The 24252-nt window shown below is 69.2% G+C and carries 23 protein-coding genes; 14 read left to right on the forward strand and 9 right to left on the reverse strand.

Features of this window, described 5'->3' with window-relative positions; translation table 11 throughout:
* Positions 1-191: 191 nt before the first annotated feature.
* From H0B54_RS07475 to H0B54_RS07495, 5 genes are read left to right on the forward strand one after another with little or no spacing between them, the layout of a single operon-like run.
* Positions 192-1448 (forward strand): glycosyltransferase family protein, encoded by a 1257-nt coding sequence (locus H0B54_RS07475; protein WP_246472393.1) that lies wholly within the window; start codon positions 192-194, stop codon positions 1446-1448.
* On the forward strand, positions 1445-2719 hold the full coding sequence (locus H0B54_RS07480; protein ID WP_188259827.1) for a glycosyltransferase: 1275 nt from the start codon (positions 1445-1447) through the stop codon (positions 2717-2719). Before H0B54_RS07475 ends, H0B54_RS07480 begins: the two co-directional genes overlap by 4 nt.
* 41 nt (positions 2720-2760) lie before the next feature.
* Entirely contained in the window at positions 2761-3741 is a 981-nt protein-coding gene (locus tag H0B54_RS07485) for a sensor domain-containing diguanylate cyclase (RefSeq protein WP_188259828.1), read from the forward strand.
* Between the two features lie 31 nt (positions 3742-3772).
* Positions 3773-4975 (forward strand): glycosyltransferase family 4 protein, encoded by a 1203-nt coding sequence (locus H0B54_RS07490; protein ID WP_188259829.1) that lies wholly within the window; start codon positions 3773-3775, stop codon positions 4973-4975.
* Positions 4972-5556: a histidine phosphatase family protein gene (locus tag H0B54_RS07495; protein WP_188259830.1), complete on the forward strand. Its 585-nt coding sequence runs from the start codon at positions 4972-4974 to the stop codon at positions 5554-5556. The genes H0B54_RS07490 and H0B54_RS07495 overlap by 4 nt, the downstream gene beginning before the upstream one ends.
* Positions 5557-5565: 9 nt before the next feature.
* On the opposite strand, the gene xth is transcribed toward H0B54_RS07495, so the two are convergent.
* Both xth and H0B54_RS07505 read right to left on the reverse strand, forming a co-directional pair.
* A complete protein-coding gene (gene xth / locus H0B54_RS07500; protein ID WP_188259831.1) occupies positions 5566-6360 on the reverse strand; it encodes an exodeoxyribonuclease III in 795 nt (264 codons plus the stop codon).
* A 41-nt stretch (positions 6361-6401) separates the two neighbouring features.
* Positions 6402-7085, reverse strand: coding sequence for a fumarylacetoacetate hydrolase family protein (locus tag H0B54_RS07505; RefSeq protein ID WP_094301350.1), 684 nt, complete (start codon positions 7083-7085; stop codon positions 6402-6404).
* Between the two features lie 398 nt (positions 7086-7483).
* Between H0B54_RS07505 and H0B54_RS07510 the strand changes: the two genes are divergently transcribed.
* Positions 7484-7978, forward strand: coding sequence for a MarR family winged helix-turn-helix transcriptional regulator (locus H0B54_RS07510; protein ID WP_094301349.1), 495 nt, complete (start codon positions 7484-7486; stop codon positions 7976-7978).
* 88 nt (positions 7979-8066) lie between these two features.
* Here H0B54_RS07510 and H0B54_RS07515 read toward each other — a convergent pair whose 3' ends face one another.
* Positions 8067-8828, reverse strand: coding sequence for a gamma-glutamyl-gamma-aminobutyrate hydrolase family protein (locus H0B54_RS07515; protein WP_094301348.1), 762 nt, complete (start codon positions 8826-8828; stop codon positions 8067-8069).
* Between the two features lie 305 nt (positions 8829-9133).
* Between H0B54_RS07515 and speD the strand changes: the two genes are divergently transcribed.
* Together speD and speE are read left to right on the forward strand one after the other, a co-directional pair.
* On the forward strand, positions 9134-9547 hold the full coding sequence (speD, locus tag H0B54_RS07520) for an adenosylmethionine decarboxylase (RefSeq protein ID WP_425490020.1): 414 nt from the start codon (positions 9134-9136) through the stop codon (positions 9545-9547).
* Positions 9544-10410: a polyamine aminopropyltransferase gene (gene speE, locus H0B54_RS07525; protein WP_188259832.1), complete on the forward strand. Its 867-nt coding sequence runs from the start codon at positions 9544-9546 to the stop codon at positions 10408-10410. The genes speD and speE overlap by 4 nt, the downstream gene beginning before the upstream one ends.
* Before the next feature lie 12 nt (positions 10411-10422).
* Here the strand turns inward: speE and H0B54_RS07530 are convergent, their stop codons facing one another.
* Together H0B54_RS07530 and H0B54_RS07535 are read right to left on the reverse strand one after the other, a co-directional pair.
* Entirely contained in the window at positions 10423-11928 is a 1506-nt protein-coding gene (locus tag H0B54_RS07530; protein ID WP_188259833.1) for an alpha/beta fold hydrolase, read from the reverse strand.
* Positions 11929-12267: 339 nt separating this feature from the next.
* Positions 12268-13020 (reverse strand): SDR family NAD(P)-dependent oxidoreductase, encoded by a 753-nt coding sequence (locus H0B54_RS07535; protein ID WP_211109243.1) that lies wholly within the window; start codon positions 13018-13020, stop codon positions 12268-12270.
* 149 nt (positions 13021-13169) lie between these two features.
* Between H0B54_RS07535 and H0B54_RS07540 the strand changes: the two genes are divergently transcribed.
* Positions 13170-13847: a TetR/AcrR family transcriptional regulator gene (locus H0B54_RS07540; protein ID WP_188259834.1), complete on the forward strand. Its 678-nt coding sequence runs from the start codon at positions 13170-13172 to the stop codon at positions 13845-13847.
* A gap of 79 nt (positions 13848-13926) precedes the next feature.
* On the opposite strand, the gene catB is transcribed toward H0B54_RS07540, so the two are convergent.
* A complete protein-coding gene (gene catB / locus H0B54_RS07545; protein WP_188259835.1) occupies positions 13927-14562 on the reverse strand; it encodes a type B chloramphenicol O-acetyltransferase in 636 nt (211 codons plus the stop codon).
* A gap of 319 nt (positions 14563-14881) precedes the next feature.
* Here catB and H0B54_RS07550 point away from each other — a divergent pair, with 319 nt between their 5' ends.
* From H0B54_RS07550 to H0B54_RS07565, 4 genes are all read left to right on the forward strand, one after another.
* Complete coding sequence (locus H0B54_RS07550; RefSeq protein ID WP_137139539.1) at positions 14882-15082, forward strand: hypothetical protein; 201 nt, start codon at positions 14882-14884, stop codon at positions 15080-15082.
* A 394-nt stretch (positions 15083-15476) separates the two neighbouring features.
* Complete coding sequence (locus H0B54_RS07555; protein WP_188259836.1) at positions 15477-15878, forward strand: MarR family winged helix-turn-helix transcriptional regulator; 402 nt, start codon at positions 15477-15479, stop codon at positions 15876-15878.
* Between the two features lie 97 nt (positions 15879-15975).
* Entirely contained in the window at positions 15976-16455 is a 480-nt protein-coding gene (locus H0B54_RS07560; protein ID WP_188259837.1) for a YchJ family protein, read from the forward strand.
* A 21-nt stretch (positions 16456-16476) separates the two neighbouring features.
* Positions 16477-17238, forward strand: coding sequence for a YkgJ family cysteine cluster protein (locus H0B54_RS07565; RefSeq protein WP_188259838.1), 762 nt, complete (start codon positions 16477-16479; stop codon positions 17236-17238).
* A gap of 1034 nt (positions 17239-18272) precedes the next feature.
* On the opposite strand, the gene H0B54_RS07570 is transcribed toward H0B54_RS07565, so the two are convergent.
* The 3 genes from H0B54_RS07570 to murJ form a co-directional block, all read right to left on the reverse strand.
* A complete protein-coding gene (locus H0B54_RS07570) occupies positions 18273-18890 on the reverse strand; it encodes a pyroglutamyl-peptidase I family protein (RefSeq protein WP_188259839.1) in 618 nt (205 codons plus the stop codon).
* 25 nt (positions 18891-18915) lie between these two features.
* Complete coding sequence (gene trpS, locus H0B54_RS07575) at positions 18916-19914, reverse strand: tryptophan--tRNA ligase (RefSeq protein WP_149649978.1); 999 nt, start codon at positions 19912-19914, stop codon at positions 18916-18918.
* 61 nt (positions 19915-19975) lie between these two features.
* On the reverse strand, positions 19976-21550 hold the full coding sequence (gene murJ, locus H0B54_RS07580) for a murein biosynthesis integral membrane protein MurJ (RefSeq protein WP_188259840.1): 1575 nt from the start codon (positions 21548-21550) through the stop codon (positions 19976-19978).
* A 194-nt stretch (positions 21551-21744) separates the two neighbouring features.
* Between murJ and H0B54_RS07585 the strand changes: the two genes are divergently transcribed.
* Positions 21745-24240, forward strand: a complete 2496-nt coding sequence (locus tag H0B54_RS07585) for an ATP-binding protein (protein WP_188259841.1) — start codon at positions 21745-21747, stop codon at positions 24238-24240.
* Positions 24241-24252: the final 12 nt, after the last annotated feature.

The raw sequence follows: 24252 nt of genomic DNA on the forward strand, positions 1-24252 counted from the left end.
CGCCATTCTACGCAAGGGGACGCCGGTGCCGGGAGCAGGCAGAAACCTTACCCCCTCTGCCGCTTGGCCGCTGAGGATATGGTGAGCCCGCAAGCGGTCCGCCGCCAATCCGGCGGCGGCACGACGCACACCCGTTCATCGGCCAAGCCGCGGCCGGACACAAGAGGCCAATCGGGAGAGGTAGGAAGTCTATGAGCGAACGTCCGACCTCGGGCCGCGTGCTCATCTACAGCCATGACACGTTCGGGCTCGGCCATCTCCGCCGCTGCCGGGCCATCGCTCATGCGCTGGTGGAGCGCTACAGCAACCTGTCCGTGCTGATCCTGTCCGGCTCGCCGATCGTCGGCAGCTTCGACTTCCGCACGCGGGTGGACTTCGTGCGCATCCCCGGCGTCATCAAGCTGCGCAACGGGGAATACACGGCGCTGAACCTGCATCTGGACATCGACGAGATCCTGTCCATGCGGGCCTCGCTGATCCGCCACACCGCGGAGATCTACCAGCCCGACCTGTTCATCGTGGACAAGGAACCGCTCGGCCTGCGCGGCGAGGTGCGGGAGACGCTGGAGCTTCTGAAGAGCCGCGGCGTGCCGCTGGTGCTGGGGCTGCGCGACGTGATGGACGAGCCGGCCCTGCTCGCCCCGGAGTGGGAGCGCAAGAAGGTCCTGCCGGCTCTGGAGAACCTGTACGACGAGCTGTGGGTCTACGGCCTGCCGCAGATCTGCGACCCGCTGGAGGGCATCGACATGCCCCGGTCGGTGCGCGACAAGATGGTCTACACCGGCTACCTGCACCGCACCGTGCCGCCGGCGGTCCCGCACGGCCCCGGCCTGCCCGACGAGCCCTACATCCTGGTCACCCCCGGCGGCGGCGGCGATGGCGAGGCGCTGGTCGACTGGGTGCTGCGCGCCTACGAGAGCGATCCCGGCATCCCCTACCGCGCCGTGCTGGTGTTCGGCCCCTTCATGCAGCCGGACCTCCAGGCCGAGTTCCTGGCCCGCGCCGAGGCCCTGCCCAACGTCGAGGCCACCGCCTTCGAGGCGCGGATCGAGCGGCTGATGCAGGGGGCGGTGGGAGTGGTCGCCATGGGCGGCTACAACACCTTCTGCGAGATCCTTTCCTTCGACAAGAAGGCGCTGATCGTCCCGCGCGAGGTGCCGCGGCGCGAGCAGACCATCCGCGCCGCCCGCGCGCAGGAGCTGGGTCTGGTCTCCGTCCTGATGGACGACGGGGTGCGCGACGCCGCGGCGATGGCGGCGGCGCTGCGCCGGCTGCCCTGGCAGGCGCCGCCCTCCTCGGTGGTGGTGCCGGGCCTGCTCGGCGGATTGGAGAGCGTCAACCGCCTGTCGGCGCGCTACCTCCCGGACTCGGTCTCGGCCCCGACCCCGGGTCCGTCGCAGCCCCCTTGCGCGCCCGAGCGCCAGATGGCCGCCGGGGGCATCGCGTGACCGTTGCCGTCATCGTGAAGGGCTGGCCCCGCCTGTCGGAAACCTTCATCGCGCAGGAGATCCTGGGGCTGGAACGGCGGGGGTTGCGTCAACTGATCGTCAGCCTGCGTCAACCGACCGACAAGGCGGTGCACGAGCTGAACCGCCGCGTCACCGCCCCGGTGACCTATCTGCCCGAATATCTGCACGACGCGCCCGCCCGCGTGCTGCGCGCCCTTGCCGCGGCGCGGCGGCGCCCCGGCTGGTCGGCGGCGCGGGCCGCCTGGCTGGCCGACCTGCGGCGCGACCCCAGCCGCAACCGCGTGCGCCGCTTCGGCCAAGCCTGCGTGCTGGCGGCGGAGCTGCCGGCGGACGTCACCTGGCTGCACACCCACTTCCTGCACACCCCGGCCAGCGTCGCGCGCTACGCGGCACTGCTGACCGGCCTGCCCTGGAGCTTTTCCGCCCACGCCAAGGACATTTGGACCTCCCCGGACTGGGACCTGCGGGACAAGCTGGCCGAGGCGCGCTGGGGCGTCACCTGCACCGCGCTCGGCCTCGCCCGCCTGCGCGCCCTGGCGCCGGAGCCGGACCGGGTGGAGCTGCTGTACCACGGCCTGGACTTCAGCCGCTTCCCCGGCCCGCCGGACGCGCGCCCGGCGCGCGACGGATCCGACCCCGCCGATCCCGTGCGGCTGCTGTCGGTCGGGCGGGCGGTGGAGAAGAAGGGCTTCGACCTGCTGCTCGACGCGCTGGCGCGCCTGCCGGCCGGGCTGCACTGGCGCTGGACCCACATCGGCGGCGGCGACCGGCTGGCGGCGCTGAAGGCGCAGGCGGCGGCGCTGGGGCTGGAGGGGCGGATCGACTGGCAGGGGGCGAAGGCCCAGGACGCGGTGATCGCCCAATACCGCCGCGCCGACCTGTTCGTCCTGCCCTGCCGCACCGCGCGCGACGGCGACCGCGACGGGCTGCCCAACGTGCTGATGGAGGCGCAGAGCCAGGGGCTGGCCTGTCTGTCCACGCGCGCCGCGGCGGTGGCGGAGCTGATCGAGGATGGGGTCACCGGCACGCTGGTGGACCCCGAAGACCCCGTCGCGCTGTCCGGCGCGCTCGAGTCGCTGATCCGCGAACCGGCCCGCCGCGCGGCGCTGGGTGCGGCGGGCGCCGCGCGGGTGCGGCGCGACTTCGGCAGCGACTCGGGCATCGGCCGGCTGCACGATCGTTTCACAATCGGAAATAGCCCGACGACTCTTGTGCCATTCGGAGGATGCTGTGCATTGCACGGCGGCTGACGACGGGATAGAGTGCGGCTTTGCTCCACCTTTGCGACGTCATGTCGAGTCTGTACGCCTCTTCCGAACCGGACGCCCTCTCCTTCATCGACTTCGACGACGACAGGGACGCCGTGGCGACCAGCCACGAGCTGTCGCTGACGCGCAGCAAGCTGGGCGACATGCTCGATCTGCTGCCCGCCGGGCTGCTGATCCATCAGGAAATGGGCATCGTCTTCGCCAACCAGGAGGCGGCACGCATTCTGGGTCAGAGCGGCGACGCCCTGGTCGGACGCCACTTCCTGGATTTCGTCGAGGAATCGGGCATCGAGGACCAGCGGGACGCCTTCCTGCGTTGCCTGCGCAAACGCGAGCTGGTGCGGTCGCAGGACGGGGTGATGATGTCCGCCGACGGGCAGCGCACCTGCGTTCAGGTCAGCATGTCGCCCCTGCCTTGGGACGGGCTGCCGGTCATCTATGTCCTGATCAACGACGTGACGGCGCTGAAGGAGTCGGAGGAGCGTCTGCGCCGGCTCTCGATCACCGACCCGCTGACCGGCGTGTCCAACCGCCGCCACTTCGTCGAGGCGGCGGAGCAGGAGCTGGCCCGCGCCCGCCGTTATGGCCGGCCGGTCACCCTGCTGATGCTCGACCTCGACCATTTCAAGAGCATCAACGACAGCCATGGCCACGCCGTGGGGGACGAGGCGTTGCGGACCTTCACCGCCGCCTGCCGTGCCCTGCTGCGGGAAAACGACCTGCTGGGCCGCACCGGAGGGGAGGAGTTCGCCATCCTGCTGCCGGAGACCGACATCGCCGGGGCGCGCATGGTGGCGGAGCGCATCCGCCGCCGCACGGCGGAACTGACCGTCCCAGCGGGGGACGAGGCGGTGCGCTTCACCGTGTCGATCGGCGTGGCCTGCTGCGCGGCGGGGACGCGCGACGTGGACGCCATGCTGTCCAGCGCGGACGAGGCGCTGTACCGCGCCAAGGCCGCCGGACGGAACCGGGTGGTCTGCGCGCGGGAACCGACCCCCTTCTGAGTTTCCTTTCCATCACGACGCCGGGGCCGCGATGCGCATCGCCTTCTACGCCCCGCTGAAATCCCCGACCCACCCGGTGCCCTCGGGCGACCGCCGCATGGCCCGGCTGCTGATGGCCGCGCTGGAGGGGGCCGGGCACAGGGTGACCCTGGCCAGCACCCTGCGCAGTTGGGACGACGGGCGCCGTCCGGGCCGGGCGGAGCGTCTGGCCGCGCTGGGCGCGCGCTGCGCCGACCGCCTGACGGCGCGCTGGCGGGACGACCCGCCGGACCTCTGGTTCACCTACCACCTGTACCACAAGGCGCCGGACTGGATCGGCCCGGCGGTCAGCCGCCGCTTCGGCATTCCCTATGTGGTGGCGGAGGCGTCCTTCGCGGCCAAGCGCGCCATCGGCCCCTTCGCCGCCGGTCACCGCGCCGCCGAGGCGGCGATCCGGCAGGCCGCCGCCGTCGTCAACCTCGCCGGCCACGACGCGGAGGGGGTGCTGCCGCTGCTGCGGTCGCCGGACCGGCTGGTGCGGCTGCGCCCCTTTCTCGACACGCGCCCCTTCGCCGCCGCCGCCGTGGAGCGCGACCGGCACCGGGCGGCGCTGGCCGAGCGTTACGGTTTGAACCCGGACGTCCCGTGGCTGCTGGCTGTCGGCATGATGCGCAGCGGCGACAAGGAACGCTCCTACGAAATTCTGGCAAAAGCCCTCTCTCCCTCCCCCGCCCAGCGGGGGAGGGCCGTGGTGGGGGCAAGCGGTCCGCATCTGCTGATCGCCGGCGACGGCCCCGCTCGCCCTCGGATCGAGGCGTTGTTCGGGGGAGGCGCACTTGCCCCCACCCCAACCCTCCCCCGCCTTGCAGGGGAGGGAGTTGTGTTCCTTGGCCAGCAGGGTTCGGACGCCCTCACCGCGCTCTACGCCGCCGCCGACCTGATGGTCTGGCCGGCGGTGAACGAGGCCTACGGCATGGCCCTGCTGGAGGCCCAGGCCGCCGGGCTGCCGGTCGTGGCGGGACGGACCGGAGGGGTACCGGACGTGGTGCGCGACGGGGTGACCGGCCTCCTGCCGCCGGTGGGCGACGCGGAGGCCTTCGCCGCCGCCGTCCGGGCGCTGCTCGACGACCCCGGGAAACGCCGCCACTTCGGCGAGGCGGCGCACCGCATCGCCGCGGCGGAGCACGATCTGACCAACGCGGTGAAGGTCCTGGACGGAGTCGTCCGGCGCGCCGCGCGGAAAGGGAGCCCATGACCGACCTCATCATCCTGCGCCACGGGCCGACCGCCTGGAACGCCGCGCACCGTCTCCAGGGCGGCATCGACGAGCCGCTGTCCGACGAGGGCCGGGCCCGAGTCGCGACCTGGAGGCTGCCGCCGGACGTGTTGGGCTATCGTTGGGTCGCCAGCCCGAAGCGGCGGGCCTGGGAGACCGCCCGGCTGCTCGGCCTCGACCCGGCGCCGGAACCGCGTCTGGTCGAGATGGGCTGGGGGGAATGGGAAGGCCGCCTGCTGGAGGAGCTGCGGGCGAGCGGCGCCCTGACCGCGGACCGCGAGCGGATGGGCCTCGACTTCCGGGCGCCGGGCGGGGAGAGCCCGCGCGACGTGCAGAGCCGGTTGATTCCCTGGCTGGCCGAGGTGGGCGCCGGAGGCGTGCCGACCGGGGCGGTGGCCCACAACGGGGTGATGCGGGCGCTCTACGCGCTGGCCACCGGCTGGGACATGGTGGGCAAGCCCGCCCACCGCCTGACCGACGGCTGCGCCCACCGCTTTCGGGTGGCGGAGGACGGGACGCCGTCGGTCGTGGCGATGAACGTGCCGCTGGCGGCGCGGTGACTCAGCGGGTCACACGTCGAGATCGACCATCACCGGAACATGGTCGGAGGGCTTGGGCTCCCAGCCGCGGGCCTCGCGCAGGACGCGGTGGCCGGTCAGCGCCTCCTTCAGCGGCGGGGTGACCCAGATGTGGTCCAGGCGCCGGCCACGGTCAGAGGCCGCCCAATCCTTCGCGCGGTAGCTCCACCAGGTGTAGAGCTTTTCCGTGGGCGGAACGAAATGGCGCAGCGCGTCGACCCAGCCGATGGACGCCTGCATCGCCGTCAGCTTCGCCACCTCCACCGGGGTGTGGGAGACGATCTTCAGAAGCTCCTTGTGGCTCCAGACGTCGTTCTCCAGCGGCGCGATGTTCAGGTCGCCGACCATGACCATGCGGCGGTCCGGGCTGCGCCGGGTCGTCCACCACTCGGTCATTTCGTCCACGAACTGAAGCTTGTGGGCGAACTTGTCATTCTGTTCCGGGTCCGGAATGTCCCCGCCCGCCGGAATGTAGACGCTGTGCAGCTCGATCCCGCCGGGCAGTTCGGCGAAGACGTGGCGGCAATCCTGCTTGCCGCACCAGTGCTGCACGTCGCACGACGTGAAGGGCAGCTTCGACAGGATGGCGACGCCGTTGTAGCTCTTCATCCCGTGGATGTGGGCGTGGACGTATCCCTTCTCGGCCAGCGGGGCCATCGGGAAGTCGGTGTCGACGACCTTGGTTTCCTGAAGGCAGATGACGTCCGGCTGCGCCTCGTCGATGAGGCGCAGCAGCAGGTCCATCCGCATGCGGACGGAGTTGATGTTCCAGGTGGCGATACGCATAGCCTAGTGTTTCCTGTTGCCGGTGATCCGTGTTGCCGGCGTCAGGCGATGGTGACGGCGATGGAGCCGACGCCCTCGACCGCGCCCTCCAGCCGGTCGCCGGCGACCACCGGGCCGACGCCCTCCGGCGTGCCGGTGTAGATCAGGTCGCCCGGCTGAAGCTCGACTAGGCCTGACAGGTAGGCGATGGTCTCGGACACCGACCAGATCAGGTCCGCCAGGTCGCCCTTCTGGCGCAGCTCGCCGTTGACCGACAGCGTCACCGACCCCTTGTCGGGATGGCCGATGTCGGCGGCGCGGCGCAGCGTGCCGCAGGGGGCGGACTGGTCGAAACCCTTGCCCATGTCCCAGGGCTTGCCTTCCTTCTTCGCCGCGTTCTGCAGGTCGCGGCGGGTCATGTCCAGACCCACGCCATAGCCGTAGACATGGTCCAGCGCGCGCTCCACCGGGATGTCGCGCCCGCCGGTGCCGATGGCCACGACCAGCTCGATCTCATGGTGCAGGTTGGCGGTCCGGGGCGGGTAGGGGATGGCGGTGCCGTCGGCGACGATGGCGTCGGCGGGCTTCATGAAGAAGAACGGCGGCTCGCGGTCCGGATCGGCGCCCATCTCGCGCGCGTGGGCGGCGTAGTTGCGGCCGACGCAGTAGATGCGGCGGACCGGAAAGGGATCGCCGCCGGCGACCGGAACGGTGGGCTGGGGCCACAGGGGAATGGCGTAGGCCATGGCGCGCCTTTCTTTCGGAGGGGGTGCGGTTCGGGCAACCACCCTACCGGAAAGAGCACCAGAAAAAAGCCCCAGCCGTCAGGCCGGGGCTTTTGCGCGAAGACGCCCGGTCTGGGGGGGACCGGGCGACGGAAGCTCCGTTGTTGGAACCCGTCTGCGGCAGGGGAATGAACCGTCGGCGGGCAACCGCACCGGCATGCCTGTTTCCGGGGGGTCCGGGGTCAAGAGCGCGGTCACTTCATAGGGCTAGAGGTGGAGCCGCTTCCGGGCGGAACCAATGCGTAGCGGGAATGGGTGCTATGCATTCGAAGCGGATTGTGTGGTTCTTGCTGACAAAATCGGCACCTGCCTGCATTTTACACGACCAATAGACTAGTCAATAAACGACGGCTTTTACGTTGACCGACATCGACCGCCCCACCCCCTCGGACCGGCGCACCCGCCAGCGTCCGAGCAAGACCGGAAAGATGGCCCTCGGCCCTCTGCCGGAGCTCGTCGGCTACAATCTGCGCAAGGCGCAGGTGGCCGTGTTCCAGAGCTTCCAGAACGCCGTGGCGCCCCACGACATGACGCCGGGGCAATTCGGCGTCCTGATCATGATCAAGGAGAACGAGGGCTTGTCCCAGTCCGACCTGGGCTCGGCGGTGGGCATCGATCGTTCGACCATGGTCGCGGTCATCGACCGGCTCGAGTCGCGCGGTCTGGTCATCCGGGCGCCCTCGCCCAACGACCGCCGCTCCTACGCGCTCCGCCTGTCCCCGGAAGGGGAGAAGCTGCTGGACGAGCTGATCCCGCGCATCCAGGCCCATGACAAGGCCATGGTGAAGGATCTCTCGACCGAGGAGCAGGCGCAGCTCATCGACTTCCTGCGCCGCATCTCGCGGGCCGGCTGACGCCGATGGGGTAAGGGCGGCGTGCCCAATTTCTGGGCACGCGGCACCCGCCAATTGTTGACCTAATCTATTGTCCTGAAACCATCTTTCAGGAAAGGCGCCGCCGCGCCCGGTCGGCGGCGGCGCTTCCGAAGGCGCGCAGGATCGCCGCCGACAGCGGGTTCTCCCAGAACCGCCATTCCGGGTGCCACTGCACGGCCAGCGCGAAGGCCGGCGCCCCGGCCACCCGCACCGCTTCGACCAGCCCATCCTCGGCCATCGCCTCGACGATCAGCCCGTCGGCCAGCCGGTCGATCCCCTGACCGTGCAGGGAGTTGACGGTCGCCGCCGCCTCGCCGCCGGCCAGCCTTTCCAGCACGCCGCCGGGGGTTAGCCGGACGTCGTGCGACGGCCCGTACTGCACGGCCAGCGGCGCCTCCTTGTCCTCCCGGTGGTTGGCGTAGCCCGGCACCTCGTGCACCCGCTGGTGCAGTGTGCCGCCCAGCGCCACGTTCAGCTCCTGGAAGCCGCGGCAGATGCCCAGCAGCGGCACACCCATCTCCAGCGCGGCGCGGATCAGCGGCAGGGTGGTGTCGTCGCGCTCCGGGTCGTGCAGGGTGCCCGGCTCGCTGGACGAGCCGCCGTAGCGGTGCGGCTCGACGTTCGACGGGCTTCCGGTGACCAGCAGCCCGTCGAGCCGACCGGCCACGTCGTCCATGTCCAGCGCCGTCCCCAGGGCCGGGATCAGCAGCGGCATGCCGCCGGCCCCGTCCGACACCGCGCGCACATACTTGTCGCCGACGACGTGGAAGGGATGCTCGCCCATCATGCGGGTGCAGGCGGGAACGCCGATCAGCGGTTTGCGGTTCATGGTGGGGACCTTCAGAGAGGATTTCCGGACCGCTCCGGGAGGCGGCGGACACGCGATTATGCGCCCGCGCCGCGCGCCGCGCCAGAGCGCCGCCGCCAAGCACAAAAGAGATCGAGGGACAGAATTCTGTTGATTCGCATGCGAATTTGTCCCATATGCCGCCCTCCTCCGCGACACCTGCGCGGAACATCTGCTGATGGGGGAGAACGATGGCGAAGACCGCTTCTCTCTTCCAATTGGGGATGGACTTGGGAAGCGATCCAAGGAAAGCCCAAACGGAAGGTCAAATCTCCAACCGGACCAACGTGACTTCTGGTCCTTGGAAGGAGCCTCAAGACGACCGCAAGGACCATTTCATCGTCCGCGATGGCAAGGTCTGCGCCGGCACGCACCTGATCGTCGATCTGTGGGGCGCCGAACGTCTGGACGAGCTGGACCATGTCCGTTCCACGCTGATCGAGTCCGTCGAGGTGGCGGGGGCGACGCTCCTGCACATCCACCTGCACCATTTCACACCGAACGGCGGCATCTCCGGCGTGGCGGTGCTCGCCGAGTCGCACATCAGCATCCACACCTGGCCGGAGCGCGGCTACGCCGCGCTGGACATCTTCATGTGCGGCGACGCCCAGCCCATGAAGGCCATCCCGGTGCTGGAGCGCGCCTTCAAGCCCACCGGCGTGAAGTGCGACGAGCTGCTGCGCGGCGAAACCGGGTCATGAGCGGCTCCGAGTCCGACTCCGGCTGGTACGACGAGACGCTGTACCCGGACGTGGCCCAGCGCCTGCGCATGTGCCGCGTCCTGCACCGCGACCGCACCGGTCTCCAGGATCTGGTGATCTTCGAGAATCCGGTCCTGGGCCGCGTGATGGCGCTCGACGGCGTCATCCAGACCACCGAGGGCGACGAGTTCGTCTATCACGAGATGCTGACCCATGTGCCGATCCTGGCGCATGGGCGCGTCCGCCGCGTCCTGATCGTCGGCGGCGGCGACGGCGGCATGCTGCGCCGCTGCCTGGAGCACAAGGCGGTGGAGCGGGTGACGATGGTGGAGATCGACCGCTCCGTGGTCGACCTGTCCATCGCCCATCTGCCCGCGATCAGCGCCGGCGCCTTCGACGATCCGCGCAGCGATCTGGTGATCGCCGACGGCTGCGCCTTCGTCAAGGAGACCACGGAGCGGTTCGACGTCATCATCGTCGATTCCACCGATCCCCACGGGCCGGGCGCCGTCCTCTTCACCGAGGACTTCTACGCCGACTGCAAGGCCCGGCTGACCCCCGGCGGCGTGCTGGTCACCCAGAACGGCGTGCCCTTCCTCCAGCCGGGCGAGTTGAAGGACAGCCACCGGCGGTTGGGCCGGCTGTTCGGGGACGCCGGTTTCTTCGTGGCGCCGGTGCCCAGCTACTACGGCGGCTTCATGGCCTTCGGCTGGGCCACCGACGACGCGGCGCTGCGCCGCCAGACGGCGGAGGCGATCCGCCCGCGCTTCGCCGCGGCGGGGCTGGCCACCCGCTACTACACGCCCGACATCCACGTCGCCAGCTTCGCCCTGCCGGCCTTCATGCTGGACGCGCTGAAGTAGACTCCCGCCAGATCATGGCGGCTGGAACCCCGGCGGCTTGGCAGCCGCCGGGCAGGCGTTGGCGGGCAGAGTTTCCGAATCCACGAACTGGGTGGCGGCGGCAACGGCGCAGTCGTCCGTCGCGGTGACCAGATGGCCGGCGCTGCGGAAGACCAGATGCCGGCTTTTCGGCAGCGTCGCCGCGGCGCGCTCCGCCCATTCCGGCGGGGTCAGCGGGTCATAGGCGCCGGACAGCAGAAGCACCGGCGCCGGGCTGGCCACCGGCAGCCGCTCCGACGCCTCCTGCGCGGCGGCGGGCCATTGGGCGCAGACGCGCCGGCCGGGATCGTCGGCGGTGACGGCGCCGTAGGGGGCGAAGCGGCGCGCGGCGTCGGCCAGCCGCAGCGGGTCGGCGGGGTTCACCGTCTCCCGGCATTCGATGGAGAAGGCCATGCCCTCCGCCGAGTCGGGGTCGCCCAGCCAGGGGGCGGGCACCCAGTCGGACAGGCGATCGTACCGCCCGCGCCACGCCCGTTCGATCAGGGAGGGCAGGCGGGGCACGCTTTCGCCCTCGGCCATCGCCTCCAGCAGGGCCGTCAGGGCGGCGGCGCTGTCCATCCGCGCCCAGCGCGGAATCTCCGGATCGCCCACCGGCACGTCCACCGGGGCCTTGCCCAGCCGTTCCACCAGCTCCAGAAGATGGCGCTCCAGGTCCGGATAGGCGGCGCGGCACACGCGATTGGCCGCGCAGTCGTCGAACAGCCGCTTGAACGCCCGATGGACGAGCCAGGGCGCCTCCTCCGTCGCGTTGACGTCGGGCGGGTAGATGGAATCGAGCACCGCCGTGCGCACCCGCCCGCCGTGGCGCCGCAGGATCTCCAGCGCCACCCGCGTGCCGTAGGACACGGCGAACAGATTGACCCGCTGCGCGCCCAGCGCCGCGGCGACGTCCATGGCGTCGTCGGCGGCGATGGGGGTGGTGAACATGGCGCCGTCCAGCCCATTGGCGGTGAAGCGGTCGCGGCAGGCGGCGATGGCCGTCCGCTCCAGCGCGGCGCGGCGGTCCCGCGACACCGGGCGCAGGCGGGGCGAGGCGCCCAGCACGTCCAATTCCGGGCAGTCGGTGTCCGGCTCGGCCCGTCCGGCGCCGCGCGGGTCGAACAGCACGACGTGGCGCGACCGGCGGAATCCGGCGGTCAGCGACCACCACACCTCCATCCGCTCCTCCACCGCCTCGCCGCTGCCGAAGGGGGAGGCGCCGGGGCCGCCCTCCAGGAACAGGACCGGGTCGGGGGACGGCTGCTTGGCGGTGGAGAGCAGGACGACGACCGGCAGGCGGAAGGCCCGCGTCGCCGGCCGGTCGCGCCGGTCGGGCACGCCGACGGTCCCGCACAGCGCCGCCTCGCCCTCCGGCACGGAGAACCAGCAGGGGCCGGGCACGAAGCGGGGGTCCGCCTGAACCGGCTGCGGGGCCAGCGTCACCGCCAGCAAGGCGGCGGCAAGGGCTCCGAACCACCGATGATGGGCGCGTCTCGTCACGCGGGTCGATCGTCCTCAGCAGCGAAAGAGGGGCGGGGGAGGGGGCTCGCCACACGGCGGCCCCCGGCCAAGTCCACCACTTTTGATGCTTTCTCTTTGACCCAGCTTGGCGGCGTTGTCCAGGGCAAGGGCGGTTTCGGCCCCGCCGCGCGATCAGGACCCCATCATCACGGGATTGGTCACGAGCAGGACAACGTGCTTCACGTTCGGTCTCCTGATGGAGAGCTGCGGGTGCCTCTCGGCGGGGAACGGCAGCCAGCATGCACCGGGTGGGGTGCGCTGTCAGGCCGGCCCGCCGACCGCCCGGTTGAACACGCCCTTGCGGGAGGAGGCGAGGCCTCAGGCGTTCAGGCCGCCGTCCACCGTCAGCGTGGCCCCGGTGATCTGCCGCGCCGCCGGGCTCGCCAGGAAGGCCACCGCCGCCGCCACGTCTTCCGGCTGGCCGTAGCGGCCGAGCGGAGTCTGCGAGCGCAAGATTTCGGCATGGGCGCCGTCGGCGGGATTCATGTCGGTGTTGGTCGCCCCCGGCTGGACCAGATTCACCGTGATGTCGCGCGGGCCGAGTTCGCGGGCGAGGCCGTGCGTCAGGGCGATCTGCGCCGACTTGGTCATCGAATAGACGGTGACGCCCGGGGCGGTGATGCGGTCGGCGAGGCACGACCCGATGAAGACGATGCGCCCCCCGTCCTTCAGATGCGGGATGGCCGCCTGCGCCACGAGCACCGCCGCGCGCACGTTCACGTTCAGAAGCGCGTCGATGTCGGCGAGGCTCATTTCCGCGACCATGCCCTGGCGGGCGATGCCGGCGTTGTTGACCAGGATGTCGAGGCCGCCGAGCGCCTCCACCGTCCGGCCGACCAGGGCCGCCATGGCCGCCGGATCGGCGCTGTCGGCCTGGATGGCGACCGCGCGCCGGCCCTTCGCCTCGATCGCCCGGACGACCTCGGCGGCGCGCTCGGCCGACCGCTCGTAGGAGACCGCCACATCCGCGCCCTTGTCGGCGAGCGCCAGCGCGATGGCGGCGCCGATGCCGCGCGAACCGCCCGTCACCAGCGCGCGCTTGCCAACCAATTCGCCAATCGGCTCAACCATGATCCAGCCTTTCTGTGTCGTTCGATACAAAAACAGCTAGAGGCGTTCGGCGCTGTGGTCAATGTTTTTTTGTATTGATCAACACAAAAATAGAACGCCGCCACCCGAGGCCATTGCCCCCACGCCGCGGCGGGATTAAATAATGATCGATGCAGAAATCAGGACCGACACCGCCCACCGACGACAGGACCGCGGCACGGCCGCTCGCCCGCGGGCGCGGACGGCCGCGCGCGTTCGACCGCGAGGCCGCCCTGACCCAGGCGACCCGCCTGTTCTGGACCAAGGGCTACGAGGCGACCTCGATCGCCGACCTGACGGAGGCCATGGGGATCGGCTCGCCCAGCCTCTACGCCGCCTTCGGCTCGAAGGAAGCGCTTTATCTCGAAGCGGTGGACCACTACCGCAAAAGCTACGAGGGGCTCGTCTGGGGACGGTTCTTCACCGCCGACACGGCCCGCGAGGCGGTCATGGGCCTGCTGATGGACTCGGCCGCGGCGCTCACCGGCTGCCGCGGCGACATCCCGCGCGGCTGCATGGTGACGCTCTCGGCGGTCGGCAGCGAGGGGCACGCCGAACTGGGCGAAGTGTTGCGGTCGGCGCGCGCCTCGGCGGTCGGCATCTTGACGGAGCGTTTGACGCGGGCCGTGGCCGAGGGGGAGATCCCAGCCTCGGTCGATCTCCACGCGCTCGCCCGTTTCGTGCAGACGGTGCAGGCCGGCATGTCGATCCTCGCCCGCGACGGCGCGGAGCGCGCCGAGCTGGAGGCCGTGGCCGAGGTCGCGATGCTGGGCTGGGACGCCCGCGTCGGCGGCCACCCATCCCCCTGAGCTTTCCAGAGGCGTCCGGCGTCGCTCACGGGGGTTGGCTTCGCCTGCAAGTGAACAGGCGAAGCCGACAAGGTTGCCGTCAGGTGGCTTTGATCACGTCCTGCCAGTGGCGGTGCAGAAGCGCGACGTCGCCGCTGGTCAGGATCGGCATTGCCTCCTGCAACTGGTCGTCGGACCAATCCCACCACCTCATCTCAAGCAGCAACGCGATGAGATCGTCGTCGAAGCGCTTCCGGATCACCCGGGCGGGATTGCCACCCACAATCGCGTAGGGCTCGACGTCCCGCGTCACCAGCGCCCTCGTGCCGATCACCGCGCCGTCACCGATGGTGACGCCGGGCATGACGATGGCCTCCGAACCGATCCAGACGTCATTGCCGATCACCGTGTCGCCGGCAGGCCGATAGCCGTTCCGGGCGCCGGCGAACGCCGGGACCTCGGGCATCCAGAAGAAGGGAAAGGTGCTGATCCAGTCGTTCCTGTGGCCTTGGTTGCCCGCCATGATGAACGCCGCGCCAGACCCGATCGAGCAGAAGCTGCCGATCACCAACCGGTCGACGCCCTCGTCCGGTGGAAGAAAACGGGCGCAGTCGTCGAAGCTGTGGCCATGATAATAGCCGGAATAATAGCTGTATCGGCCAACGACGATGTTCGGGTTGGTGACCTGCTTTTCCAGCAACATGCCCTTGAACGGGCTTTCGAAGACGTTTTCCATGAAGTTACTCACTGCATGTGAGCCGCCGATCCGGCGGCTTATGCCTGCATGCGGGCGCAGACAAACACCGCGGGCTTCCCTCCGGGTCGCGCGCGTTTTGGCTCTCCGCGTCGGACGCGTCAGAGCACGATGCAGGTGGTACTTGGGCTCGCCTTCATGACGGGAATCTATACGGCGGGAAAAGCGGATCGCCAAGGGCGAACGCGGAGCAACCCAACCGCTTGGTCCGGCAGACGGAAATCGGCTTTGACGGAAATCGGCCTTGACGGAAATCATCCGATAGCGGATTAATTGCTCCTCTGCACCAAGGAGAGGAGTCATGCAGACCTTGTGGAACGCCCTGCTGCGGCAGTGGCTGGACCGCGACGGCGACGATGCCGGCGTGGAGACGCTGAGCGCGCATCTACGGCGCGACATCGGGCTGGACGGAACCGAAGCGGGATATGTCCCGGCCCAACACATCCGGGAGCGGAACCTTTCGGATGCCCGGTCATTTTTGACGTTGCAAGCGTATCGCTGACAGGCGATACCCGATCCTGCGGTTTCCCTTCGGGGCCGCGCCTTCCTTCAACCCCTGCCTTTCTTCAACCCACGGAGACCACGATGAAAGCCATCGTACCCACCACCCCGAATCGCCGACAGGGCGATTGGTCCAACCATACCGCCCGGCGAGCTAACGGCTCCCTTCTTCAACCCAGCGCATTGGAACGCGAATTCCGGATATCGAGAGGAAGCCATGTGTGTCTTTTTGGGGTTTTGCGGTCGTTCGGTCTTCGTTGAGCACGCCCACTGGGCCTCTCCGGATCGTTTTTTCGACGCCCGGCGGGATAACGGGGAATTCGTGATATGGCTTGGACGCCTGAACATCATCTACACACCGGCCCGATGGGGTCCTCGCTCGGGGAGGGTCGCTGATGCCGACCCCTGTTCGCGCTGACGGGGTTCGCCCTGACGAGGTGACCACCGTCGTCCATGTGCTCGAGGCGTTTCGCAAGCTCGATCCCGACCTGCCGATCCAGTACGCGCTGTCCTTCATGACGATCGCGCAGAACGAAGGGATGTCCATCGGCGAGCTTGCGGAACGCCTGGGCATCGCCCAATCCTCCGCGTCGCGCAACGTCGCGGCCCTCAGCCGCTGGCACAGCTTCGGGAAGGCCGGACTCGACCTCGTCCAGGCCCAGGAAGACCCGCGCGAACGCCGCCGCAAGATCGTCACGCTCACCGACACCGGCCGCGCCTTCCTCGAAGAGCTGCGCGCCATCGTGAAGCCGACCGTACACACCCCGTCCGAACCGCGCCGCGCCCGTTCGGCCTGACCTCACCTGTCCGTCCGTTGTGTTTGGTCCGCAGCGCTTGACCGGGGTGGCCCATCCTGCCACACCAGCCCCGGACCCACCGACGGACCCGCGCGCCATGACTTCCTCCGCCTGCCCCTGCTGTTCGGGCCTTTCCTTCGACTCCTGCTGCGGCCCGATCCTGGCCGGCGCGCCCGCCGCGACGGCGGAGGCGCTGATGCGGTCGCGCTACACCGCCTTCGTGCGCCACGACCTCGACCATGTGGAGCGCACCCACGCGCCGGAGATCCGCGAGGACTTCAACCGCGCCGAGGCGGAGCGGGTGGCCGACGAGTGCGACTGGCAGCGGCTCGACGTGCTGCGCGCGACGGAGGAGGGCGACGAGGGCACCGTCGAGTTCCTGATCCAGTTCCGCCGCGACGGTCAGGACATGCGCCATCACGAGCGGGCCTCCTTCCGCCGCATCGACGGCCAGTGGCTCTACAGCGCCGGCGAGGTGAACCCGAAGGGCGAGCCGCGGCGGGTCGTCAAGGTGGGCCGCAACGAGCCCTGCCCCTGCGGGTCGGGGAAGAAGTTCAAGGCCTGCTGCGGCCGCTGAGGGCGGACGGGGACTCGAAGAATGGAACCGCGCTTCGCCTGCACCGCCTGCGGAAAATGCTGCCACGGGCTGCTGCCGCTGACGCTCACGGACGCGGTGGCCCACGCCGTCCGCTTCCCGCTGGCGCTGGTTTGGACGGTGGTACGGTCGAACGCCAAATCCTACGACCTCGCCGCCCGGCTGGGCACCAGCGTGCGGCTGCCCAACCGCAAGACGGTGGCGGTGCTGATCCAGCCCACCGCCTACCTGCCGAACCATTTCCCCTGCCCGGCGCTCCAGGCCGACAACCTCTGCGGCATCCACGCCGACAAGCCGTCGCGCTGCCGGACCATGCCCTTCTACCCCTACCGCGAGGAAAAGGATCAGGCCGACCTGCTGGTCCCGCGCAAGGGCTGGGAGTGCGACGTCTCGGCGGAGGCACCGGTCGTCTATCGCAACCACGCCATCCTCGACCGCAAGGACTTCGACCGCGAGCGCGCCGACCTGCTGGAGCAGGCGCCGGTCATGCGCACCTACGCCGACTATGTGCTGAAATACATGCCCTGGATCGTCAACGATCTGGCGAAGATGGCGGCGGCCCCGGCGGGGGGAAAGCTGGTCACCAGCCTGTCGTCCTTCCTGACGGCGACCCGGCGGACCGACGCGCGGGAACTGGCGGCGGCCCAGGCGCCGCTGATGCAGGCGATGGCCGAGCGCACCCGGACCGACCCGGCGCTGGCGGATTTCCACAAGAACTACGCGGGCTGGGCGAAGGAGATGGAGCGGCTGGCGCAGCGGGGGTGATGAGGTGTCCGCTTCTTCACTGAGTACCCTATGCGCTTCCTCTGGCGGAGATAAGTCGTGGCCTCGTACTCAGAGAACGTAGTTTATGGCCCGAGTCGCAGAGATAGGCTGCTCGATTCGCCATAAAGACGGGAATCGGTCTAGACCGAACTGTCTAAAGAAGGGGTTGCTTTCCGCAGTTGGCGTTCCAGTACGGGGATAAATTTTCAGAAGTTGAAACACAAGTGTTTTGCGTCTTCTGTATGATGGTCAGTTTGAAAGTCCATGAACCCATTGAAATCTATGTATTATTTCGGTTTCAGAACGAACTCATCAAAGCCCGAGGAAGCCTCTTAATCAACAGATTGGGTCTGAGGCGGCCTCCCTTGCACAATTAGATGTGTCCGGAGAGGCTTGACACGCCCCCTGACGATGGCTCAGGTAGAGGTATGAACTCTTCATCACGACCGCTATATCTCCGCTTTTTGCTTTGCGGAATAGCGTCATCCCCCCTAAAGAAGCATGGAGGCCAAGAAGGCCAGACCGCCCTAACTCTGTCCGGCGTACGAAACGTAGCTTGCTGAGCGGCTGCGTGGACACTCCCCGATCATGGTGTTCCACCACCGAGATCGGGGAGAGCCACTTGGGAAATACCGCGACACTTGGCACTGGCGCGGCGAGTGCTTTCTCATAAAAAGCGTGTTTACGCTAACGCACGTGCTCGCCCTTTTCAAGCGCCAAGTGTTCTCTTCTCATAAATAGGAGCACTTGTATGCGTACTTTCGGCCCGCGTTTTGCCAACTTCATCAAAGCTTGTCATGTCCTGTGGCTTGTCAAAGTTAAAGGTGAGACACAGACAGAAGCAGCAATACAGACCAAGTTGAATGTCGGAACTGTGAATCACATAGTGCATGGGCGACGTTTTAAAAACGCGTATCCGGTATGCCCGCCAGGATTTGAAAGTTAAGCCTGAGTTACTTGGACTGTGTCTGCGGATCGACCACGCCCTCGGGCTGGGCGATCCGCAAGTTCGTAAGAAATCAGCGTCGCTTCAATCAGGCGGCGATCCCCAGCCCCTGGCGCAGCAGCCCGACCAGCGCGCGCACCGCCCGCTCCTGCTGGTCCAGCGGCAGGCCGGAGCGACCCGTCTGGCCGGCGACCTGCTCCGGCAGCGGCGGCAGGTGGACGAAGCCCATGGGCACGTCCAGATCCGCCGTCTCGATCATGTGGCGGGCGCGGTAGAACAGGTGGTTGCAGACGAAGCCGCCGGCATGGTCGCTGAAGGTCACCGGCAGGCCGGCGATGGCCAGCTCGCGGACCAGCATGGGGACGGGCAGGGTGGAGCCGTAGGCGGTCGGCCCGTCCGGCTCGATGGCGTCGTCGGTGCGCACCACCCCGGCGTTGTCGGCCTGCTCGCTCTCGTCGCGGTTCCAGGCCAGCCGCTCGATCTTGATGTATTCGGACCCGGCGGCCAGCCCGAAGCACAGGGCGGCGGCGGGCTGGTGCTCCTCCAGCAGCGCGGCGAAGGCCGCGCCGCAGGCGTCGTATTCGACCGGCAGGACCGCGGTGACGATCCCCGGCTCGCCGGCCAGCCGCTCCATGAGGAGCGCCGTCGGGTTGACGGCGTGATCCCCGAAGGGCTGGAACCCGGTGAGCAGAATGGGAGCCGTCACGGCGGACGCCTTTCGGTCGGAGGATTTAGGGACGCAGAAGGCCGATGATGTCCTTCACGCCGTTCAGGTTCGTCTCGGCGATGGCCGCCGCGCGTTCGCCGCCGCGGCGCAGCAGGCGGTCGATCTCCGCCTTGTCGTCCAGCAGCTCCTTCATGCGAGTGGTCATCGGGGCGAGCTTGGCGACCGACAGATCGACCAGCGCCGCCTTGAAGCCGGAGAACTGGGCGCCCGCGAACTGCTGCACCGTCTGCTCACGCGTCTGGCCGGACAGGGCGGCGTAGATGGTCACGAGGTTGTCGGCCTCCGGACGCTTCTCCAGGTCGGCCACATTGTCCGGCAGCGGCTCCGGATCGGTCTTGGCCTTGCGGATCTTCGTCGCGATGGTGTCGGCGTCGTCGGTCATGTTGATGCGCGAATATTCGGACTCGTCCGACTTGCTCATCTTCTTGGTGCCGTCGCGCAAGGACATCACGCGCGTCGCCTCGCCGAGGATCTGCGGCTCGGGCAGCGGGAAGAACTCGGTGTCGTAGCGGCGGTTGAAGGCGCCGGCGATGTCGCGGGCCAGCTCCAGATGCTGCTTCTGGTCCTCGCCCACCGGGACGTGGGTGGCCTTGTAGAGCAGGATGTCCGCGGCCATCAGCACCGGGTAGGAGTAGAGGCCGAGGTTCGCCATGTCCTTCTGCTTGCCGGCCTTCTCCTTGAACTGCGTCATGCGGTTCAGCCAGCCGAGCGGCGTGTGGCAGGAGAGGATCCAGGCCAGCTCCGAATGGGCCGGGACGAAGGACTGGTTGAAGAGGATGTTCTTCTCCGGGTCGATGCCGGCGGCGATGTAGGCCGCGGTGACCTCGCGGATGTTGTTGCGCAGGACCTCCGCGTCCTGGTCGATGGTCAGCGCGTGCAGGTCGACGACGCAGAAGATGCACTCGTAGCTGTTCTGCAGCTCGACCCAGTTGCGCAGCGCCCCCAGATAGTTGCCGAGGTGAAGCTGCCGGGTCGGCTGCATGCCGGAGAAGATGCGGTTCACGGGAGGACTCTCGCTCGAAACTTCTGGAAGGCGGCTGTTATCGCGCCGGAACCGGGCGGGGTCAAGACACGGGCGGCTCCAATTCCGGAGTGCCCTTGCGCAGGAAGCCCTTCAGGTCGGCCAGATCGGTGGCGCCGGTCAGCTGCGCCAGCGCCCCGAACACCGCCACGCCGCCGCCGACCAGCAGGGCCAGCGCCCCGAAGCGGACCAGCGTGGAGGCCGCCTCCAGGCCGGGGGCCAGGAGCGACGCGCCGACCAGAAGCGCCGCCCCCATGCCCAACGCCGCCGAGGCGATGCGCGGCGCGCGGCCGAGGAACCGCTCGTCCAGCTGCAGGAACCCCCGGCGGCGCAGCGCGTGGGCCAGCAAAGCGAGGTTCAACCAGGCGGTCAGCCCCGTCGCCAGCGCGATCCCCACATGCCCCAGCACCGGCATCAGCGCGATGCCCAGCGCCAGGTTGGCCACCGTCACCACCACGGCGACGCGCACCGGGGTCGCCGTGTCCTGGCGGGCGAAGAAGGCGGCGTTCAGCGCTTTTACGATCACATGGGCGGGGATGCCGATGGCGTAGGCGGCCAGCGCCCAGGCCGTCGCCTGCGCCTCCGCCGGGCCGAAGGCGCCGCGCTCGAACAGCACCGACACGATGGGCGTCCCGGCCACCCCCAGCGCCACCGCCGCCGGCAGGCCGAGCAGCAGGCTGAATTCCAGGGCACGGCTGAGGTAATGGCGGACCATCCGCTCGTCCCCCGCCGCGGCGTGGCGGGCGAGCACGGGCAGGAGTGCGGTGCCTATGGCGATGCCGATGACGCCCAGCGGCATCTGGTTCAGCCGGTCGGCGTAATAGAGGAAGGACACCGCGCCCGACGGCAGCAGCGAGGCCAGAACGACGTTCAGAAACAGGTTGATCTGCATGACCCCGGCGCCGATGGCCCCCGGCCCGACCAGCCGGAACAGGCGGCGCATCCCCTCGGTCATCCGCGGCAGGGTCAGCCGCAGCGTCACCCCCGCCGCCCGGCAGGCCCAGCCCATCCAGACCAGCTGCACGACGCCCGACAGCGTCACCGCCGCGGCCATCGCCCGCCCCGGTTCCAGCCCCAGCCGCGGCGCGGTCAGCAAGGCGGCGATCAGCGTCAGGTTGAAGGCGATCGGCGCGGCGGCGAAGGGACCGAAGCGGTCCAGCGCGTTCAGCACGCCGCCCAGCAACGCCACCAGGGAAATCAGCGTCAGATAGGGAAAGGTCAGCCGCGCCATGTCCACGGCCAGCGCGAACTTCGCCGGCTCGTCAACGAAACCCGGCGCCAGGACGTGCATCAGGGCGGGCATCGCCAGGATGGCCAGCGCGGTGAAGGGCAGCAGCACGGACAGCAGGATGGCCAGCGCCTGCTCGGCGAAGGCCACGGCGGCGGCCCGGCCGTTGCGCTGCAGCTCCGCCGCGAACAGCGGGACGAAGGCGACGCTGAAGGCCCCCTCCGCGAACAGGCGGCGGAAGAAGTTCGGCAGCTTCAGCGCCACGAAGAAGGCGTCGGCCACCGGCCCGGCGCCGAGCACCGCCGCGGTCAGGATGTCGCGGGCGAAGCCGGCCAGCCGGCTCAGCAGGGTCAGGCTGCCGACGGTGGCGATGGCGCGGGCGAAACTCATCCGTCAAAGGCCCGATTGGCCGCCCAACCCCGCGCCGACCATCGAGAAAAACCCGCAAAAGTTTGATTGTTTTCTACTTCTTGTATCATTGGTCGCTGGCTTGTCCATTGAAGGAGGAAGTCGTCTGGCGCATAATGCCCGCCGGGCAGTGTTCGAGGTCGGCAGTGCGACGATGGATCGCTTTTCCGCGGGGGATGGAGGCTCGTCTCGTTCTTCCCGCCGTTGCGGTCGCCGTCGCCATCGTGGCCCTGTGGTGGACACTGCTGACCCGCATCGACCGCGAGGAACGCTTCCTCGACCAGACGACCCGCCAGCACACGGCGGCGATGGCGCAGCTGGTCGAGGAACAGGCCATCGCCACCTTCCGCCGGCTGGACGATCTTCTGATCGACGTGGCCTCCCATGTCGAAAAGGACATTCCGCTCCTGATTCCCACCCGGCGGTCGTTCGAGGAAGGCTTGGCCGCCTCCATCCGGATTTACGATGTGAACGGCTGGCTGTCCATGGGCTTGGGGCGGACCACCACCCGCAACCCCGTGCTGGAGTGGGAGGAGTTCGCCCGGCATAAGTCGAACGCCCACCGGAAGGGGACACAGAAGGGCTTCGTCATCGGCCTGCCCTTCGTCAGCCCGGGCACGTCGGACGTGTTCATCCCGGTGTCGCGCCGGCTGGAGGGGATGGACGGGACGTTCCGCGGCGTCGCCGTGATCGACATCCCGGCGGAGATCTTCTCCCGCTTCTACGGGCGGCTGGACCTGCCGCGCGACAGCTCGGTCGCCATCGCCCGCGCGGATGGCCCCCTGCTGGCCCGCCAGGCCCTTCAGGACCAGGTGTTCGGGCGCAACTTCCGCGGCTCCGGTCTGTGGCCGGAGGCCGGCAGCGGAACCGTCCGGCACCACCGCGTGGTCAGCCCGGTGGACGGGGTGGAGCGCATCTACGCCTTCCGCGCCTCCGCCGACTACCCGCTCATGACGGTGGTCGGGGAGTCGGTGGAAACGGTGTTCGGGGCGTGGCGGCAGAACCGCTTCGTCTCGATCGTCTGGGCCGCCGCCACCACCGCGGTGATCCTGCTGTTCACCACCGCTTTCCTGGTGGAGCTTCAGCGCCGCCGCCATGGCGACCGCGCGCTGCGCATCCGCAACCGGGCCATGGAATGGAGCGGCGACGGCATCCTGATCGCCGACGCCACCCGGCCGGGCGTGCCGGTGGTCTACACCAACCCCGCCTTCGCCCGGCTGATGGGGATCGGCCAGGGCGCCGCCGACGGGCGCACCGCGCGGGACGTTCTGGCCGGCCTGATGGGGGATGAGACGGGGCTGTGCCCGCTGTGCGACGGGGCCGAGGACGCCGGGGACATGCGCGCGGAATTCCTGCGTCCAGGCACCGGTGTGGGAGGCGGTGCGCCGGAGGTCTGGCTGGAGCTGCGCGCCTCGCCGGTGCGCGGCGCCGGAGGGAGGCTGGTCAGCGTGATCGCCACCGTCCGCGACATCACCGAGCACAAGACCGCCCAGGCCGCTCTGGCCGAGGCGCGGCGCGAGGCCGACCGCGCCAACATCGGCAAGTCGAAGTTCCTGGCGGCGGCCAGCCACGATCTGCGCCAGCCCGTGCAGTCGCTGATGCTGCTGATGGAGGCGCTGTCCGCACGCGCCACCGATCCCGCCACGCGCAAGATCCTCACCACCATGGACCGCGCGCTGGGCGCCCTGAAGATGCTGCTCGACGGGCTGCTGGACGTGTCGCGTCTGGAGGCCGGGGCGGTGGAGCCGAAGCGGACGGTCTTCCCGGTGAGCGAACTGCTGGACCGCATCGCCGCCAACAGCCGCCCGGTGGCGGTGCGCAAGGGGCTGCTGCTGCACATCATACCCTGCGGCGCCCATGTGGACAGCGACCCGATGCTGCTCGGCCGCATCCTGCAGAATTTCGTGGAGAACGCGCTGCGCTACACCAACCGTGGCCGCATCCTGGTCGGCTGCCGGCGGCGCGGCGCGGTGCTGCGGATCGAAGTGTGGGACACCGGCATCGGCATCCCGACCGACCGGCAGGAGGACATCTTCCAGGAATTCGTGCAGGTCGGGAACGCCAGCCGCGACCGCGACCAGGGGCTCGGCCTCGGCCTCGCCGTGGTGCGCCGGCTGGCCGGCATGCTGGACCACCCGGTCAGCCTGCGCTCCGAACCGGGGCGGGGATCGGTGTTCCGGGTGGAGGTGCCGCTCGCCGATGCTCCGGCCCCGGCCGAGACCCTGCCGGGCGACTTTCCCGTCACCGCCCGCATGCGGGCCGGCGCCCGCGTGCTGGTGGTCGAGGACGACCCCATCGTCCGCGAGGGGCTGTGCGCGATGATCCAGCAATGGGGGCACGAGGCGTTTCCCGCCGACAGCTTCGGCGAGGCGGTGGAAATTCTGCGTCGCCACCCCGATCCGGACGTGATCATCGCGGATTACCGGCTAAGCGAGGGGCACACCGGCACCGAGACCATCCGCGAGGTGCGGCGCCGGTCGAAGCGCCCGATCCCCGGCATCCTGGTGACCGGCGACACCACCCCGGAACGTCTGGCGGAGGCCGAAGCCGGCAAGTTCAGCATCCTCCACAAGCCCGTCCTGGCCGACGACCTGCGCCGGGCCATTGCCCTGGCCCTGGCCCCGGACACCCTGACGCCCCCCGGCGCCGCGCAACGCGAACTGGTTGATTGAATCGGATCTTCG

Source organism: Azospirillum tabaci (assembly GCF_014596085.1).
GTDB lineage: Bacteria > Pseudomonadota > Alphaproteobacteria > Azospirillales > Azospirillaceae > Azospirillum > Azospirillum tabaci.